Source organism: Streptomyces sp. NPDC002520, assembly GCF_053595235.1.
Genome location: NZ_JBSFXG010000073.1, coordinates 1 through 16880 on the forward strand (window position 1 = coordinate 1; position 16880 = coordinate 16880).

14 protein-coding genes and 1 pseudogene are annotated in these 16880 nt (G+C 68.5%); 9 read left to right on the plus strand and 6 right to left on the minus strand.

Annotated elements, in window-relative coordinates:
- Positions 1-323 precede the first annotated feature (323 nt).
- Positions 324-707 (minus strand): hypothetical protein, encoded by a 384-nt coding sequence (locus ACWD5D_RS44070; RefSeq protein WP_451378386.1) that lies wholly within the window; start codon positions 705-707, stop codon positions 324-326.
- Between the two features lie 311 nt (positions 708-1018).
- Between ACWD5D_RS44070 and ACWD5D_RS44075 the strand changes: the two genes are divergently transcribed.
- The 3 genes from ACWD5D_RS44075 (at position 1019) to ACWD5D_RS44085 (ending at position 4294) form a co-directional block, all read left to right on the plus strand.
- Positions 1019-2707 carry a hypothetical protein gene (locus ACWD5D_RS44075; RefSeq protein ID WP_451378387.1) on the plus strand — a complete coding sequence of 563 codons (1689 nt, stop codon included), beginning with the start codon at positions 1019-1021 and terminating at the stop codon, positions 2705-2707.
- A gap of 122 nt (positions 2708-2829) precedes the next feature.
- Complete coding sequence (locus ACWD5D_RS44080; RefSeq protein WP_451378388.1) at positions 2830-3111, plus strand: hypothetical protein; 282 nt, start codon at positions 2830-2832, stop codon at positions 3109-3111.
- Between the two features lie 787 nt (positions 3112-3898).
- A complete protein-coding gene (locus tag ACWD5D_RS44085) occupies positions 3899-4294 on the plus strand; it encodes a hypothetical protein (protein WP_451378389.1) in 396 nt (131 codons plus the stop codon).
- A gap of 162 nt (positions 4295-4456) precedes the next feature.
- Here the strand turns inward: ACWD5D_RS44085 and ACWD5D_RS44090 are convergent, their stop codons facing one another.
- From ACWD5D_RS44090 to ACWD5D_RS44100, 3 genes are all read right to left on the minus strand, one after another.
- Positions 4457-4804: a hypothetical protein gene (locus tag ACWD5D_RS44090; RefSeq protein WP_451378390.1), complete on the minus strand. Its 348-nt coding sequence runs from the start codon at positions 4802-4804 to the stop codon at positions 4457-4459.
- Entirely contained in the window at positions 4801-6891 is a 2091-nt protein-coding gene (locus ACWD5D_RS44095; RefSeq protein WP_451378391.1) for a hypothetical protein, read from the minus strand. Before ACWD5D_RS44095 ends, ACWD5D_RS44090 begins: the two co-directional genes overlap by 4 nt.
- A 563-nt stretch (positions 6892-7454) precedes the next feature.
- Positions 7455-8348 carry a hypothetical protein gene (locus ACWD5D_RS44100; RefSeq protein WP_451378392.1) on the minus strand — a complete coding sequence of 298 codons (894 nt, stop codon included), beginning with the start codon at positions 8346-8348 and terminating at the stop codon, positions 7455-7457.
- 187 nt (positions 8349-8535) lie between these two features.
- On the opposite strand from ACWD5D_RS44100, the gene ACWD5D_RS44105 reads away from it, so the two are divergent.
- From ACWD5D_RS44105 to ACWD5D_RS44115, 3 genes are all read left to right on the plus strand, one after another.
- Positions 8536-8703 (plus strand): hypothetical protein, encoded by a 168-nt coding sequence (locus ACWD5D_RS44105; RefSeq protein WP_451378393.1) that lies wholly within the window; start codon positions 8536-8538, stop codon positions 8701-8703.
- Positions 8704-9143: 440 nt separating this feature from the next.
- The gene (locus tag ACWD5D_RS44110; RefSeq protein ID WP_451378394.1) at positions 9144-10511 is read left to right on the plus strand and encodes a hypothetical protein; all 1368 of its coding nucleotides are present in this window, start codon (positions 9144-9146) and stop codon (positions 10509-10511) included.
- Between the two features lie 668 nt (positions 10512-11179).
- Complete coding sequence (locus tag ACWD5D_RS44115; RefSeq protein WP_451378395.1) at positions 11180-12649, plus strand: hypothetical protein; 1470 nt, start codon at positions 11180-11182, stop codon at positions 12647-12649.
- Positions 12650-12693: 44 nt separating this feature from the next.
- Here the strand turns inward: ACWD5D_RS44115 and ACWD5D_RS44120 are convergent, their stop codons facing one another.
- Both ACWD5D_RS44120 and ACWD5D_RS44125 read right to left on the minus strand, forming a co-directional pair.
- Positions 12694-15369 carry a Helicase associated domain protein gene (locus ACWD5D_RS44120; protein WP_451378396.1) on the minus strand — a complete coding sequence of 892 codons (2676 nt, stop codon included), beginning with the start codon at positions 15367-15369 and terminating at the stop codon, positions 12694-12696.
- Positions 15366-15932 carry a hypothetical protein gene (locus ACWD5D_RS44125; RefSeq protein WP_451378397.1) on the minus strand — a complete coding sequence of 189 codons (567 nt, stop codon included), beginning with the start codon at positions 15930-15932 and terminating at the stop codon, positions 15366-15368. The genes ACWD5D_RS44120 and ACWD5D_RS44125 overlap by 4 nt, the downstream gene beginning before the upstream one ends.
- 152 nt (positions 15933-16084) lie before the next feature.
- Here ACWD5D_RS44125 and ACWD5D_RS44130 point away from each other — a divergent pair, with 152 nt between their 5' ends.
- The 3 genes and pseudogenes from ACWD5D_RS44130 to ACWD5D_RS44140 all read left to right on the plus strand — a co-directional run.
- The gene (locus ACWD5D_RS44130; RefSeq protein WP_451378398.1) at positions 16085-16378 is read left to right on the plus strand and encodes a hypothetical protein; all 294 of its coding nucleotides are present in this window, start codon (positions 16085-16087) and stop codon (positions 16376-16378) included.
- A 23-nt stretch (positions 16379-16401) separates the two neighbouring features.
- The gene (locus ACWD5D_RS44135) at positions 16402-16629 is read left to right on the plus strand and encodes a hypothetical protein (RefSeq protein WP_451378399.1); all 228 of its coding nucleotides are present in this window, start codon (positions 16402-16404) and stop codon (positions 16627-16629) included.
- Positions 16630-16791: 162 nt separating this feature from the next.
- Positions 16792-16880, plus strand: a pseudogene (locus ACWD5D_RS44140) (allophanate hydrolase subunit 2 family protein); the annotation flags it as partial.

The following is a 16880-nucleotide window of genomic DNA, read 5'->3' on the forward strand; positions in this document are numbered from 1 at the left end:
CCCGCAGCTACCTCCCCAAAGGCGGCATGGACTCGATCTACCCCACGACCGAAGATCCCCCCGACGCGGTTACACCACTACAGGGGACATGACCCAATCCTGCCCCCTCACTGGTCGGCGGTGGTCCCCTTCCTGCCCTTGAGCAGCCCGCCCCCTGCGGGGGACCACCGCCACCCTACGAGACCCCTGGCGGATCAGTCGTTCTCACCACCCCTGCAGCGGCCGTGCCCAGTCCGTACGGACCGGCCTTCGGAGGGGCTTTCCGCGGCTGGTCAGGGTCGGTTGGTCTGGTGTGCGGCGAGCCAGGCAGCCTCGAGTGGAAATTAAGGGCATCCGTTGGGGCAGCTTCCGTCCTCCGGGTCGTCGTCACTCACGCCGAAGACGTACGAGCAGTCCCAGCAGATGCTGATGTGGACGTAGTTGCAGCCCTTGAGACAGTCCGGGTCCGGGCAAGTCGCATTGCCGGGGCAGTCGTCGGCGACGACGCGTGGTGTGGCGGCCCACGCCTGGTACTCGGGGGTGTCGTGGACGTAGTCCCGGTGGGGGCAGTCTTCCGGGCAGTCCCACGGGCTCGTGTGCATGGCACACAGCGGCGGCTCGGGGCTGGCGCAGATGGCGTCTATGGCGCGGGCGGCTTCGCGGTATCGCTCACCCGTCCTGGTCATCCGCTGGCGGATCGCGGTCTTGCGGGCGTGGTCGATAGGCATAGGGGCTCCGGGGCGTGAGATACAGACTCAAGCGCGCGGCGCGGAGCACCTGGGTGAACCGGCAGAGCCGTTGTCACAGAACCAGCGCGATGGCTCGGGCGGGAGCTTATCAGCGGCCGGGGCCTGACAGGAGCGCAGAGGCGAGGCAGCCTCGGCAGGCGGGGCCACGGCAGCGGTGCGAGCGTGGAGGCATAGCGGGCGGCGCCGGGCGGACGGGACGGAGCAGGGACGGCGCCCGGGGGGCGGCCCGGTTACAGCTCGAACTTGAGGTCGAGGAGGTCGGTGAGTTCCACTTCGAGAGGAAGCACCGCATGGCCGATACTGGCCCGGTGCCTGGTCACAAGGAGACCAACGTCCGGCTCGCGCCCTGCGCCCTGGAAGCCTTGGCCGCCGTCATGGCCCGGCGGGGCGCGTCACGGGACGAGACGGTCCGCCAGCTGCTCACCGAACACGTCGAAGCACAGGAGCGCAAGGACCCGGAAGACCGGATCACTCACATTTCCACGGTCCTGCGCTACCCGCCGCCGCCGCGCTGGCGAGGCGATCCAAGACGCGACCGGCCCCTGCGGCTGCGCGCTCCCGCCGGCCTGTTGGAGCGGGCCCGTGCCGTCTCATTGCGCCTGCCGGGGCAGCATCAGCGCGCCAACGGTGACTACCAGGCGAGGATCCTGACCGACGCGGTCACGACGGCCATCGCAGTGACCGAACCGTTCACCGACGACTTCCTTCAGGGCTTGCTCCCGCTGTTGCGCCACGAAGCGGCGCTGGGGCTGTGGCGGCTGACGGCCGCGGAGACCAGCACGAAACCGGAGAGGGATCTGCTGACCAAGGCCGGCGTCCTGCGCTGGCGGATGGCGCGGCCGACACAGTCCCCCGACGAGCCCCCAGCCGATTCACCGGCGGCACAGGAGCGGCAACTGCTTCTGGCGGCGGAGGCCTTGGAGAACGACGTGGCCTGGCACTCCGTGGCCCGCTTCGACAAGACCGTCGAGATCGCCCGCCGCCTGCTCACCGGCCCCCACGCCCAGGCCAACGAGGAACTCCTCTACGGGCAGGGCCGCGATTTCGAGAAGCTGCGCCGCGCCGCTTTCTATGCCGCGCGGCGTCCGCTGCTGCGGGAACGACGGGAGTACGACTGGGCGGGGCGCGGCGGTACTGCCGTGTGGCGGGCACAGCGCCGGGTCGCCCTGCAAGACTTCGAGGAGTGGCTGATCAGCCGTAAGGAAGACGATCCGGCCGAGTATGTGCAGAACCCGCCCGGCTGGCTGCTCAGCCTGCCGTCCGCCTGGCACGCCCACGCCCCTGTTGCCGCCAGTCAGGGGCAGTTGCCCCAGCCGTACGCGGCGTGGGCCGCTGCAGGGCAGCTCCTGGTCTTCCCGTATCTCCACCGGCAGGCCGTGTGGCCGCTGCAGCGCCGAGCGGGGCGGCCCGGCCTGGTGCCGGTGCCCGGCATCGAGCCGCTGGTGACCGCGGCCGCCGAGCTGAGAGACGACGAGGTCAGCGGCTTCATCGAGGCGCTGCTCATCGAGTGGAACCACACCTACGACGCCGAAGAAGAACCGCTTCTCCCGATCGCCTTGGAGGTGCCCGCCGACAAGGCACACGGCTTCGGCTTCATCACCGCCGAGGAGCATCACGAGGCGATGGCCGCCGCCCGCGCCGCGACCCTGGCCCGCATGGACACCGTCATCGAGGAACTCCGCGAAGGCGAGACCGACGCATTCCACCTGCAGCAACTCCACCAGGCACGGCGGGACACCGGGGAGTTCCGGCGCTTGGCCAAGCACTACGGCAAGCGCATCGGGGCTCGGTTCACCGTGGCCAGAGCGTCCTGGCGATGGCCCGGCCCCTCCGTGGCCGGCGAGCTTGTCTCCGGTTCCCCTGCCGACTTGGTGCAGTGGCTGGCCACCGAGGCGTACAAGCGGCGCTGTCTGCTCCTAGAGCAGTTCCAGCTCCAGGCGTGGGACCGCGCGTTCGATCAGTACGGCCGCCGCGTGTGACACCCACCGATACATCACTCCCCCTTCTCGGATTTCAACTGGGCGCAAGCTGGCGTGGAATGACCCGCAGTTCTGACTTTGCGCACCCGCCCGGTGCGCACGCCCGGAGGGGATACACCTACATGCACACCGGCCGACTCCTGATCGCAACCATCGCCACCGGCCTCGGCGACACGACGTCGGTACTGCTGCACGCACCGTGGTGGCTGTCCGTCATGGCCTTCGTCAGGCTCACCCTCGGGCTGGTCGTCGTCGCCATCCAGTCGCTCATCCCGCAGGAGTCCGCCCATCGGCTGGCTTGGTGGCGCGACCGCCGCCGCCACCAGCAGGTACGTCGCCAGACCCGCCGGCGCGCCGGGGACGAGACCGGTGGCGGCGCCGGACCGAACGGCCCCCACGCGTGACAGCGACCCTCCCCCGCGCCTGCGGTACCCGCCGCCATTGCTGCCGCGCGATGGCGGCGGACACCCCGCCCGCGCACGTACCAGAAGGGCAGGACCGTGCCTTCATACACGCCACCTCCTGGCTGTGCCGGCCGCGTCCCACCCATCAGCTACGTCGCCAGGTGAATCCTCGCCAGCAGGAGTTGGGGAACGACAGTTGCGGGGCCGTCAAGCGTGTCAGTGGGCCGGGGCACAATGGCGCGCATGGCCCACAGACCGCACTACTTGCCCGCAGCTTTGATCGGCGGCTTCGGCCTGCCCGAAGCAGGCCGGACGAGCGGCGGCCTCCGGCACGCGAAAATCTGTGTGCGTCGACGGGAGAAGCCGGAAAAGGTGTTCGGGCCGTTGAAGGCGGAGAACATCGCCTACCAGTACGGGCTGTACGACGTAGACGCCCCGAGCAGCGACCTACCGGCCGACTTCGCCGAGACCATCTGGCAGGAGTACGAGGGAGCTCTGCCCGCCGCGATCCGCGCCTTTGAACAGGGCACGTCCACCAGGGACGACTGGAAGACCATCCTGCTGCACATCCAGGCACAGTCCATCCGCCACCCCGACTACGACCGCGTCGCCGTCGCCTACATCCAGGAAGACGGCGTACCAGCCCCGGAACGTGATCACGTGCAACGCCAGCGGCAGACCACGTTCCGAGAGACACGGCAGTGGATGGCCCACGCACGCTTTCGCTCTCATACGCCGCGGCACAGCCGCGCCTCGGTTCGTCCTCAACGACAAGGGGTACGTCCCCATGCACGACACCCTCCTCGACCTCAAAGGCGTCCTCTTCCCACTCTCCAGAGAGATCGCCGTGCTGATGGTGGTGGGCGTCGCGCAGCCGACCGACGACTACGAGGCCGGCCCGCTCGCCGAGCGCAGCCTCAACGCCAAGGGCATGGAACTGGTGAATCAGGCCACCTGGACGGTCAACGAGATCACCTGCGTGATGGGCCACCCCGACGATGCCGACTACCTGCTGCGGCTACCGGAGACCGGCTCCACCCTGCGCCTTCCCCGACTCGGCCCGTATCGCGGCAACCGCGAACCCAGCTACTTCCACTGGGCGTCGGCCGGTACCAGAGTGCCGCAACCGCGAGGTGGCCACGACTTCCGGTGGGGCGCAAGAACGCCATCTGTACGCGAATAACACGCTAAATGTACGACCGGTGCGGAAATGAGTCTGCACTAGGGGCCTGCCCCCTGCACACGGTGGTACGCGAGATGCACGCCTGATGAATGGGTGCGCGGGCGCTTTATCCGGAGCCGGGCCACCGCTAGTCAGCAGCGGCCCGGTCGACGTCCGGCAGCGTCACGAAACCGTGCGACCACCTCGAGCAGCCCGGCCGCGCTGCTCCTCCGGCGGATCAACCTCCCTGTAGCTCCGCCGCCGTGCGTGTTTGCGCAGTGCCCGGCGCTCGAGGTAGCGGATAATTGCGAGCAGCAGGTTCAGCTTGTGCTCGGACTCCTCAGGAATCACGATCTTGGCCAGGCCGAGAACGAGCGAGACCACGAGTGTGGCGCACACGGTCAGGACCACGGCTTTCCACGGAGCGTTGGCCATCGTCAGAGCCGTGACGACCGCGCTGCCGCTGACCATACTTACGGCCGCCGGCCGGATCCCGCCGAAGCGGGGCTGCTGCGGGACGGGCGCGCTCATTCGTCCCCCTCCTCGTCCTCGTGGAAGAGGAACGAGGCCTGGGACGGCCCGAACCGCAGGAGAATCTCCTCGACCTGCCGCAGCTGCGCGCGCAGGTCGTCGACCGTGTCCCCGTGACCGAAGACCTCCGGGCCACGGTTCTGGCGCATGCGGGCGAGCGTCCGCGCGGCCTTGCACGCGGAGGCGATGCCGCTCGAGAGGATCCGGCGCTGGCGCACGTCCTCCGCCTCCAGCTCCGGCGGCTCGCCGCTGTTCTTGGCGATGGTGGCCAGGGCCCTGGCCGGGTCGGCGGCGTAGACGAGGTCCCACTCGTAGTCGATGACGACCTGCTCGCCGGCCTTGTCGAGCACGGGATCACCGTCGCGGATGCCGTCGATCTCGCGGTCCTGGGTGTGGAACTGCTTGGGCAGGACGGCCGGGTCGGCGGCGACGTGGGCGCGGGCGATGGAGTGCAGCATCCGCAACCCTCCTGCGGTCTTCGACAGCACATCCAGCAGGTTCACGGGCGTGGCCCGGAAGGGCGCCGTACGGCTGTCGCGGGTGGTGCCCTCCTTCGAGCCGCGGTCCCGGGTGATGTAGCCGTCGAGGATCGCGGCGGTCCCGCCCAGCACGGTCAGCTCCGCCACTGCGCCCGCCTCGCCGGCCAGGGCGCGCTCAAGGACGTCATCGAGGACCTGGGAGGGCTCGCTGCCCGGGGTCAGGGCCCACGGCTGCTTCCACACCCGGTCGGTGATCGTGCCGCCATTGCCGAAGGCCCGCAGCGGCTGCTCGATGCCGTCCTGGCTGCGGTAGGCGGACAACGCCATGGGCGCCAGCCGCTCGCTGATGCGCTGCCGGTCGGCCTTGGCCATCCCGAATTCCTGCTTGACCAGCCCATTCATGGCGTAGACGCCCGGTCCGGCCAGCATCACGTGTTGATGGACCGCGGCCGACCACAGCCGGTGCGCGGGAATCCCGAGCAGCTCGTGCATCTCCTGCGCGCCGACGGTGCCCGACAGCACGCGGTACACCTCCGGGCTGATCCGGCCCTCACGCAGGGCGTGCCGGTAGACCCGCTGCATGCCCTGCGTGTACTGCGCTCCCCGGGTCCAGGGGGTGACGCGGACGTGCAGGTTGGCCAGCAGGTCGTCACGGGCCGCGACCAGGTCCGCCAGCGGCCCGCCGTCGTCGGCGCGCGCCCCGACGATGACGGTGGCGGGGAAGGCGATCGTGTGGCCCTCCCGCCGCGCCGCCTCCGTCATCGTCGACGCCGCCAGGTGCTTGCGGGTACGCATCGTCAGCTCAGTCGTCCGCTGACGGGCCTGCCCCTGCTCCGCCCGGCTGCGGGCTCCAGGGTGGTCCAGCGAGCCGATGACGGAGGCGATGCACGCCGAGATCGCGGCGGCGATGTCGCCGCCGGTCCGCGCCAGCCACATGCTCATCAGTCGGCTGTTGCCGTCGCCCGTGACCAGGAAGGTGTCCTCGCTGCCGTCGTCGTACACCACGCGCATCACGAACAGCGTCAGCGGCTCCTTCACCCCCTGCTGAAGCACGCTCTGGGTGTAGTCGTTCTCGCCCTTCTGGGCGTGAAACGTGTGGTACATGCTCTCGGCGACCGCTTGGGCCAGCGCCTTGCGGTCCCGCATCCGGACGGTGAAGACCGCCACCGGCTTCCCACTCACCGGATCGATGAGCGTCTCGTACACGGTCGGCAAGAACGTGGAGGGCACCACGTCCATGGCCGTGTGCAGCTGGCCCGCCCATCTCTGGTTGATGATGTCCGGAAGGACGTCCAGGTCGAGGTAGCGGGAGTGGGGCGCGGTCGCATACAGCGTGCCCCCGACGACCGGCTTGGCCGTCAGCAGACCGGACGGTTCAGCGGCCAGAAGCGCCCCCAGGCGCAGCGGGTCCACCACACCCGAGGTGACGACGTTCGCCGCCGCCTCATCCAGCGATACGTCCGGATTCGCGAGCAGCGCCTTGCGCGCCCTGCGGAGCCGGGTCACCGGCTGCGGGTCCGCCACGGCTTCCGGGCGGCGCAGCAGGGGCGGCAGCCCATCGTCGTGGTCGAGCCCGTCCAGGCCCGCGGAAAGGTCCGATGAAGTCATAGTCCTGCCCTTCCTGGTACGCGCAGCAGGAGGGCATGAGCCTCTGCTTCCACTGCACGTCGTCCCCAGGGGGCGACGGCACCGTCACGCTCCATCGACGGCTCCCACGCCGCGTCATAGTCCGTGCCGTCAAGGCGTTCCACGGTGCCAGGCGAGCTGCTGGTCAGATCGGTCCGATAAGACCGAACATTCCCCTCGACGGACGCTCGGTCTGCGAAGACCGAACGCTCACGCCTGCTGGGGCCAGCCGCTCTGCATGCCAGGGTCAAGCCCTGCAACATGCCAATACCACCGTCTAGCCGTGAGCGGGTGCGCCGCTGACAACCACCGCCAGCGGCGCACGATTTTACGCCCAACTCCCCTTGATGCAGGGCAGTATCACGACTTGCTGGCTGGGAACTGGACTACGCTGATCGCTGGACACGTGATACTTGATCTGAGCGCAGGCCGATGAAGACAGGGCTGTCGGCGGTGACCGGCCGCAGTTCTCACGGAAGCCCCACGGCCGGCGCGGCCCGAGCGGACGCGGATCTGGTGAAGCTGGGCCCGCCCGCAGCCCGCCATCAGACCGGGACTGCGGTGCTGGGACCGTTCGATGAGGGCCGGCGATGGATCAGGTGCATGCCGAGGACGAGCAGTAGCTGACGTCCGGCCTGGTCGAACTGCTCCTGGAGGGTGGGTTCGCGGAAGAGGTCGACCAGCTGTCCGGACTCGGCGGCGAGGCCTCCGCGCTTGGTGAGGTACTCGGCCATCGAGGCACGGTAGACGGCCCTGGCCCGTTCCAGCAGCGCGACGTCCACCTTCCCGCCCAGGGTGCGGCCCAGGGCGATGCTGAGGGCCTCGATGCGGTCCACGACCGTCTCGACGGTCATCGGTGTCTGCGCGGGCCCGAGCGCGCGGACGAGACCGCTGGCAGCGAACACGGTGTCCGGCTCCATCACCTCCCGCACGGCGTCGAGTAGCTCGGCACGCCCGCGGACCGTCAGGGCCTTGCCGTTGCCCAGCTCGGTGATGATCCGCACGAACCGGGCCCGGGCCGTCTCGGTGGCCAGCTTATGTCCGACCTGTTCCAGCAGGCCGAGGGCGCCCTCGCGGGCCACCTCCTGGTTGCGCCGGCCGCGCCCGACCCACGTCACCCAGGCCCGCTCCGCCTGCCGGGTGGGCACGTAGCCGTCCCACCACAGCCACATCGCCAACGGCACCTGCGCGAGCGCACTCAGATGCTCTACCTGCTGCCGCTTGTCCAGCAGGAGGAGCAGCAGCCGACGCTGGGTGGCGCTGTGCTCGGCCTTGTCCGAACCCCGCCGCCGGGTACGCAGCTGAGGCTGGTCCAGCAGCCCCTTGGCGATCCAGTCGTGGATCCGCCGCACCGTCATGTCCGGGTAGCCGGCCGCATGGGCATCTGCGAGGAGGTCGTCGATGGTGCCGGGCCCGCTGATGCTCTCCCAGGTGTACACGGGGTGGAAATTACATCGTTCTGCCGCCAAACGAGCCCCAGTTGAGGATGCAGCGCCTACCACCCGACTGCCACGATCAACACAGCAGCACAGACCACCCCGACGGCCCCGGCGAGCCGCCGCTCCGCTTCAACCCACATCCCGTACAGGGCACCGCCGCGCCCTGTCTGAGAGAAGGACCCCTACCGTGTCGAAGAAGAACCGCACCTTCTTGACCATCCCGTACCAAGGTGACGGGAAACCCGCTCCAGCCCCGTGGTGGCGCCTCGTCTCCCTGGCACTCGTCACCGGGGCAACCCGTCACATCGGCGCCCTTCTGGCCGGCCTCGCGGTGACCTGGTGGCAGCACGACTGACAGTCGCCCGCAAACACGCAACGCCCGTGATGTCCGGCGGCTGGACGCGTGGGTGTCCTGCGCGGCCGCCTGCACAACGGGCTCAACGTCGCGCCCCACCACCAGGCATCCGGGTTGGGCACACGTGACTTGATAGCGGCCTCCCGGGCTGCAGTTGCCGCGCTCACCCCCCAGGCTCCTGGCGCAGGGCGGGCCGGCGTGGCAACGACGTGCCACATCCGTCCCCCTGCGTGCTGCGCATGCCCTTGGCCCGTCAGTCGGTCGGGGGACCGTTGCCCGCGTCTGCGAGAAGTCGCCCAGAGATCGCAGCTCCCAGCCGGACGTCGCCGAGATTCTGTCCGGAGGCCAGTCCCCGCGCTCACGCGCAGGCCCCCGGCTGGCGAGCTGCTCTGTCGGTGTGGTCCCGCATGCTTGGAGTTCACCTGGCACGAAGGACAACCATGACCCTGGACTTCATCGCAGACGAACCGATAGTCGGACTGGCACGGCAGCGAGAGCTGATCCGCGCCGTCTTGAACGCCAGCAGCGCGGACGAGACGCGCTGGCTGGAGTGGAAGTCCCAGCACGACGTGTCGAAGGCGGCGGGAGCCTTCGCTGTGTCGAAAGCGATCCTCGGCTTCGCCAACCGGATGCCTGATGTGGCGGAGCAGTGGGCTGGAGGCCACGCCTATCTCCTGGTAGGCGTCGACGAGCACGCGATCCACGGGGTTACGACGCACGACGTCGAGAAGGTCGATGGCTGGCTAAGGCGTTACTTGGGCGAGTTCAGCCGCTACCAGTTCACGTACGTCCCCCTGGACACCGACGAGGGCAAGCGCCACGTCATGCTCGTTGACGTCTCCCCTCCCCGATGGGGCGACCTCATTCATCCTCTGCACAAGGAATATGAGAGCTTCCGGCCGGGCGTCGTCTTCCACCGGTACGCCGGCAAGACCGAACCCGCTCGTCCAGCGGAGATCTACGCCCTCACGGAGCGCGCCCGCCGGGCAACGAAGCGCGTGAACGTCGACGTCACCATGACCACCGGCGCCGTTGCCGTACTGGACCCGACCGAGAAGGTCCGCCGAACGGTCACCGACTTCCTCCGTGAGGACATGATGGGGCAGATTGCTGCCGCGGATGAGAAGAAGAAGGCGGCTGCCCCCCACCCCTCCGGCTACTTCAGATCACTCCAAGTCCTGTGGCCTGACTCCCGCTCCCCCGAGGAATTCCGGCATGAGGTCGACAAGTACCTGCGCGACTTCGACCTCGCAATGCAACATGCACTGGCACAGGCGGTCGGCACTGCAGGCACGCCTTTGGCCCTCACGCTGACCAATCCCGGCGAAGACAACCTCACGAAGGTCCAGGTCGTGCTGAGCCTCCCCGACACCGTCTCGGCCCATGTCACGGCCGACGCAGAAGAAGAGGTCGACTGGCCTCACCAGCCAGCCAAATACGGGTCGGGCACCATCCCCGTCCTCGGCGGCTATCCAGGAACGCTCGGCATACAGCCCGCGGCCTACCAACTGCCGTCCCTAAACTCTCCGGACATTGAGCAACAGGACGGCCGCACCCTCATCCGCTACGCTCCGGTAGACCTTCGTCCCCACGAGACCGTGGCGCTTGACCCGATCACGGTCTACAGCAGTCAGGAAGCCGACTCCTTCGTCTCGGAGTGGCGAGCAACTGCGACCAACGTCAGCAGCAAAGTACAACGGTCTCTCACCATCCCCGCTCAGCGCCTCGAACTCGACCTGCGGGACGTGCTCCGCCCCGCGTTCGGTATCGACGACGATGCAGAGCAAGAAGAGGGTGAGGGCGACTAGGAACGGCAGGAGGGCCTGCTCCGACTGTCTCCGCCGCGAGCCCGTGGGTCTCCAGGCACGCAGGTCGACGCCGACACGGTTGTGAAGAGCATCGACAGCGGCCTGGACCGGGGGCCCTATCAACCCGGTGCCCACTCCAGCCCGTAAGCTCGTTGAGCGGTGTCAGGTAGCGGTGTTGGTGATCAGGGGCGGGTGCGCTGACCTAGGCTGATCAGATTGGTGTGCAGCTGTGGGTTGGTCGTGCCCTGGGCAGCGGGGTGGGGAATCCGCATGTTCTGGCCCGGGGACGGCGCTTTGAACTGCGTGTTCTCAGGCTGGGGCTCGTGTAGATCAGGTGGCGTCATTTTCGATGTGCCGGTGCTCAGCTTCAGTGATCGTTGGAATCGGCGGTGTCGGGGCGAGCTGTCCGGTCGTAGTCGAAGCCGGTAACGATGCGCGACCCCAGTACCAGCGCGACGCCTACGCCTTCGCACTGGGCGCTCTCGCCGGCCAGCGGACGGTGCGGCCCTGGTCCCGCATAGGAAGGCGGCCAAAGCCTCACAGGCAGGCAGCGTCACCGTCGCGTCGGGTACAGCCGCAGCGGTGACCAGTACGAATCAGAGCCGTCTGAGCCGGGAGACAGCTAAATTCCTGCGACAGAGCCACGCCTGGTCAGCCACGCTTGCTCCGTGGCGGCATCTCCCTACGACCGGTTGGTCACAGATCACGAGTACGTCCAGCGCGTCAGGCAGCAGCGCCCCAGCGCCCTGCTGCCTGTCATCGGTGCAGCATCAGCTCGCTGGCACAGCGACACCTGGTGGAAAAGCCCGGGCCAGTTGTACAGGCCGTGGGCACTCGCCGATGTCGCGCGCGTCAGCCTTGCATACGGAAACGAGCACCGCGGAGACGGCAGTTGCACGGAAGACGATCTGCAGCGCATGCTCGCCAAATACGCAGAGTTGACGGACCTGATGGTCCGTGACAAGGCCAGCGCCGAGTCTGTCGCCAGCTGGCTGCTGCGCGTTGCTGGTGAGCAGTTCGCCTATCAGGAATCCGGCTTCAACGATCTGGCTCGAACGGCCGCCCTGTTCGACCAGACGTCGTCCGCCCGCACCCCCACATGCCTGGTCGCCGGCTGGGACGAAGAACTCCTCGGCTGCTCCCTGTCCGACTACGTCGGCGTGACTCAGCTTCTGCAGGTATCAGCACTGCAGAACGAAGGGCGCTTCGACCCGGCATGGCTCACTCAGCCCCACATGCAGCAGATCTGCTCGGTCATCCCAGAGACCACCGTAAGAGAGGTGACTGAACGCCACTTCGTCACCGATCAGCAGACGTTCAAGACCGACAACCAGGCAAGCCGGCTGAGTTCCGATCCGCACTTGCGCCGCTTCGAGTACAACCCATTGAAGGGTCGTCCCTTCCTGTCCGGCTTCGGCCCGGGCTACCTCGCCCCCTCATCCCACTTGATCATCCCCAAGGGCAGCCCACTCGGCCTGTACTACATGGGCATGGCCCACTTCGGGAACTCCTTTGCGAAGGAACTCGGCGACCTCTTCGAACAGTACGTAGGCCGCCAGCTGCGCCAGCTTCCCGACGTCGAAGTACACCCCGAGGTCATCTACCGCGACGAGCGACGCAGCGTCGACTGGATCGTCGTCTTCGACGACCTGGTCCTGCTCGTCGAAGTGAAGTCCACGCGACCCACCCAGCAACTACGTCTGGGCGTACTGGACCGGACCAGCGCAGCTTTGAAGCAGATCAAGCATGCCTACCAGCAGCTCGAGTCCTCCGCAGCCCTGATCAACGGCAGGAACCCGAGCTTCAGCCACATACCCGCAGACCGGCCCGTGCACGGTCTGGTCGTCACCATGGAACCCTTTCACACTGCCAACGCACCCTTTCAGAAGGAAGTGCAGCCAGATTCGGGAATCCCTGTCACCGTCTGCAGCGCCACAGAACTCGAGCACCTGGTAACCGTGGAGGACGTATCGGTCGCCCAGCTCCTGCTCGAACGACAGTCAGACCCCCTGACGTCGACGTACTCCCTCACCAGCGCTCTCGTTGGCAAGGCTCTCGGCCGCAACGCAATCCTGGATGCCGGCTGGGACAGCTACCCGTGGAAGCGGCACGCCGATCTCGCGAGACAGCCCGCCTAGAACAGGGGTGAGCGGGGGGCCGCCTGCCACGGTGGTCTCTGCACTCACGCCCACTCCACGCCCAGGGCCGCAAGTGACTCCAGCTGCTCCGCGGTGAGCCGGTCGCGCCGCGCGCGGATGTTCGATACCCATACGCCGAGCCGTACAGCCACCGGCTCTGCCTCGCCGTCGACTGCGATCTGGATGACGGCGCCGCGGGGTACCGGCCGATCCGTGCCCTCCCGTTCTACCCACTGGGTGAGGGCCGTGAGTCCGCGGTGGAACGCCTGCTGTGCCTTACCCGCCCCCTTCGTCCTCCCCGAGGCGGCGGGGGCCGGGGCGGGCTGTTCGGCGGGCTGGATGCCCAGTCGGGTGAGCCGTTCTTGCTGCTCGTCCGACAGCGCCTTCCAGGTGCCAGGCTGCCTCTGCCGCTGGAGCCATCGCCCTAGATCATCCCCGTCGATGAGGACGCCGGGTGCGATGTCGGGGAGCCGGCCGTCGGGTTCGTCGGCGGCGAGGTCGGCGAGGTGGCGGTGGTGGCGTTGCCAGTTCAGTGGCCATGGGCAGTTCCAGTCGGGGTCGATCGCGGTGAGCTGCTTGGCGCGTACGGCGGCCCGTTCGGGGTCTTTGCCGAGGCCGTGGGGGCGGCGGAGGTTGGCGATCAGCTGTCCGATCGCGACCGGCTGTCCGTCGGGGTCGTCCCATACGGCGTCTTGCCGTGGGGCGAGGTGCCCCGTAGCGCGCCGGTACGACCGTAGGGTGGCGAGCTTGTTCTCCCACGCTTCTTCGCCGGGCTCCCACACCATCCCGGCCTCAGGGGCGTCGAGCAGTTCCTTGCGGTGGGAGTCGAGCTCGCCGGCCCGCAGCGTTTTGCGCTGCTGGTGCACCCACCTGCCCAGCGGGAACGCCTTGGTCACCCCCACCTGGGTCTCCACGTCATACGGGACGGCGTGCAGCCCGGTGATGTTGTTCTGGGCTCGCCAGCGCAGGAGGGCTTGGTAGCCCTCGAGCCAGACCAGTGACTGTGGCCGGTAGACGCGGGTGCGCAGGAACGCCGCGATGGTGGCCGGATCTCGGGGACTGGAGAACTGCAGCAGCTCCGACTCCGCCACGCCGCTCCCCGGCTCCCGCCCCTCCCGCTCACCGGCGCCGGTGCCGGCACCGGTACTGGCAATGATGCGTCCGTCGGCGTCGCGCCGGACGTGTACCTTCCGCGTCCCTCGGGTCAGGGCCCGGCTGGCGAGTTGTTCGGTGAGGTGTTCGGAGTGGGAGCGCAGGCCCTGGAGGACGGCGACGAGGGGGGCGTAGGAGGCGCTGGCGATCATGTCGGTGGGGTCTTCTCCGGGCTTCAGGAAGACGGGCACGATGATCCGCGCGACTTTGGTGGTGCCGTCGAGGTTGGGGCGCAGGGCCCGGCCGATGTTCTGCACGATCTCGACTTGGGAGCTGCGGGTGTCGGCGAAGCAGACGGCCTCCACACCCCGTTCGCCTCGGATGTCGACCCCTTCGCCGAGGACGCGGCAGCTGGCGAGGACCGCCCGGTGGACCCGGCGCCCGGCGGCGTCGATGCCATTGGCGAACTGGCGCAGGACCTCGCGGCGTTCGGTGACGAGGTGGTCGCCGCACAGCCATGCCGACCACACCCGGTCCGCGGGGACGTGCCGGCCGACGGCCTCGACGTCCCCCGGCTCGGCACCGAGAGGAGAAGCGGGCCGGGCGGCGGCCTCGTCCAGGGCGTGGGCGGTGATCTCGTCCGTATACAGGTCGGCGGCCGTCCGAGGCAGGTTGACGGCGAAGGCCTCGGCTTCCTCGACCCGGCTGTGGAAGGTCATCATCGTCTTGATGTTGCGGGCGCTGGCGTGCTCCAGGAGCGCGGCCTGCAGCAGCGCGAGCCGCCGGCCGCGCCGCGCCTCGTCGGACAGCCCGACGAAGTAGTCGGGGTCCTCGATCTCCAGGACGTCGATCTCGAATCCGGCGAGGACGCCCCGCTCGATTGCCTCCGAGAGCCCGAACTCGGCCAGCCACGGCCCGAAGGTGGCAGAGTCCTGGCCCATCGACGCAAGCTCCAGCTCACGCCCGTCCTTTCCCCGCTGCGGCCGGGGAGAGGCCAGGATCCGCGGGGTCGCGGTCAGGTAGAGCCGGAAGTCGGCAGGGATGCGGGCGTTGTCGTGGATCGCCGCCCACGGCCGACCAAGATCACCCGCAGTACCGTGGGCCTCGTCCACGATGGCGAGGTCGAAGCCTGCCATCTGTTGCCCGTACATCCGCTCCCCGCCCGCCAGAGCAACCTCCAACGGCCCGCGCACACGCCCCTGGCCCTTCGGGTCGTCGAAGTCCTCACGGTCCACCAGGGAGGCGTACGTGGCGAACACGACCACCGGCCCCGACCCCGCCCACAACGCGAGCTGAATCGGGTTGGTCGTCGTCCGCACACCCAGCTCGTCCAGCACCGGATCGTTCTCCAGCGAGCACACGGCCACCATCGCATCGCGGTGGCCCACCGCCCGCCACGCCTGCGCGGTCTGCACGAGCAGGTCCAGGGTCGGCACGGTGACGAGGATCCGGCCGGCGGAGAAGCACTCCAGCGCACACGCAGCCGCCGTGATCGTCTTCCCCGACCCGGTCGCCGACACGATCGTTCCCCGCGCCCCTCCCGGCGGATGGAATGACCGTGCAGGGAATCCGACCCATTTCCGGAAGCTCGATTTCTGCTGGATCTGGTGTTCTCGGAGCTGGATCAAAAGATTTCTCCCGGCTCGGGAAGGACTTGTTCGACGGAGGCGATCCGGTAACTGCCGCGCTGGTAGAGGCCGCCGTCTTTGCCGTGTAAGGCCCAGGCCCGCTCGGCGGCTTCGTCGGCTGACGCGGCCATCAGGTGCACGACGGGGACGGCCGTGTCCGGGCCGGAGCAGCCGGCAGTGGACCGGGCGTCGACCCGGTAGACGCGATGCCGGCAGATTTCCGGGCCCGTGACACCGGACCGCTCCACCTCGGCCACGTCCTCCATCAGCCGCTGCAAACGCTGCTGTTCGTAGCGGACGGCACGCGGGTCGCGGGAGGACGTGTACGCGGCCATCTGCTCCTCGGCCATCAGATCAGCGATCCGCTCCCACTGAAGACACCGCGTCTGCGCGATGTACAGCTCGCTCAAGTGATGCGGCTCGGGCGGGGCCGCCCTCGCCTTGTCGGCGCGTTCTCGAGCCAGACGTACCTGCGCAGCCAGGTGGTGGCGATCGAGCCCGGCTGCGCTCGCGACCACCCCGAGCCGGGCAAGCTCATGCGGAAGATACTCGTAAATCAACACGCCAACCGCCCCCTGCCGGGTGTCCCTGAATTACGCCAATGCTACATGCTGCATCACATCGGGATGCAGACATGCACGACTCCCCGGAAAGCCTCCTACACAAGATTCCTTCCGCCCTGATGGTCGTGGCACATCGGGGTACACGGCCCCGCATGGCACCGAAGATTGAACGCATCCAGTTCCTGCGGGCCGTGCGGCAGCTGCACCGCGTCCGCTCCTTCTACGCTGTGGGCGTCCTGCTGTGGGCGGCGTCCGCCGCCTGGACCGGCTGGCAGGCACCAGGGAGCCGGCAGATGTGGGTGTCCGTCCTCCTCCTTGCCGTCTTCACCGCTCTCCTCGCCACCGCCGACCTGTCCCTGCGGCGTCTCGCGGTCCCCCCGACAGGCCGGCCCGCGCATCACGCCGCCTCGCACAAGGCGGCACGTACCCGCCACGCCCACGCCTGAGGACCCATCAAGAGGCGCCGCCCATGTCTGCGGCCACGGTGGCCGGGCATACGGGTTTCACTTCCCATCGAGAGGGGCTCGTCATGCTCGGCATAGTCGCGGCAGTGTTGTTCTTCATCGCGTTCCTCATCAACGCGGCCGAGATCAGCACCAATCACACGTTCTCGTCAGTCAACGTCATGCTCCTGGGGCTGACCGCACTAGCCCTGCACGTTGCTGGAATCGGCAGCACTTGGTCCCGCAGACGCTGACCCGGCGCCAAGCCCCGAAACCCGCAGAGGTCCAACCGGAGGACAGCCGCACCCACTCCTCCTGCTGCTCGGGCCGCAGGCCCGTTGACCCGGCCCCGCGCAGCGGGGCCGGGCTTCGTGGCGCGAAGCGCCACACGGTGGCCGGAGAAGCAGCGGAGGCACCCGGTGGTGGCGGGTGTCCGCGCCTATGTGGCCGTCTCGGGCGGCATCGCCGTGGAGCCGGTGCTCGGCAGCCGCGCCACGGATCTGCT

Bases quoted from the DNA above. Each gene is read 5' to 3' on its own strand.
- ACWD5D_RS44110 (WP_451378394.1), top strand. From the start codon at position 9,144: ATGACCCTGGACTTCATCGCAGACGAACCGATAGTCGGACTGGCACGG.
- ACWD5D_RS44095 (WP_451378391.1), bottom strand. From the start codon at position 6,891: ATGACTTCATCGGACCTTTCCGCGGGCCTGGACGGGCTCGACCACGAC.
- ACWD5D_RS44080 (WP_451378388.1), top strand. From the start codon at position 2,830: ATGCACACCGGCCGACTCCTGATCGCAACCATCGCCACCGGCCTCGGC.
- ACWD5D_RS44070 (WP_451378386.1), bottom strand. From the start codon at position 707: ATGCCTATCGACCACGCCCGCAAGACCGCGATCCGCCAGCGGATGACC.
- ACWD5D_RS44085 (WP_451378389.1), top strand. From the start codon at position 3,899: ATGCACGACACCCTCCTCGACCTCAAAGGCGTCCTCTTCCCACTCTCC.
- ACWD5D_RS44130 (WP_451378398.1), top strand. From the start codon at position 16,085: ATGGCACCGAAGATTGAACGCATCCAGTTCCTGCGGGCCGTGCGGCAG.
- ACWD5D_RS44135 (WP_451378399.1), top strand. From the start codon at position 16,402: ATGTCTGCGGCCACGGTGGCCGGGCATACGGGTTTCACTTCCCATCGA.
- ACWD5D_RS44075 (WP_451378387.1), top strand. From the start codon at position 1,019: ATGGCCGATACTGGCCCGGTGCCTGGTCACAAGGAGACCAACGTCCGG.
- ACWD5D_RS44090 (WP_451378390.1), bottom strand. From the start codon at position 4,804: ATGAGCGCGCCCGTCCCGCAGCAGCCCCGCTTCGGCGGGATCCGGCCG.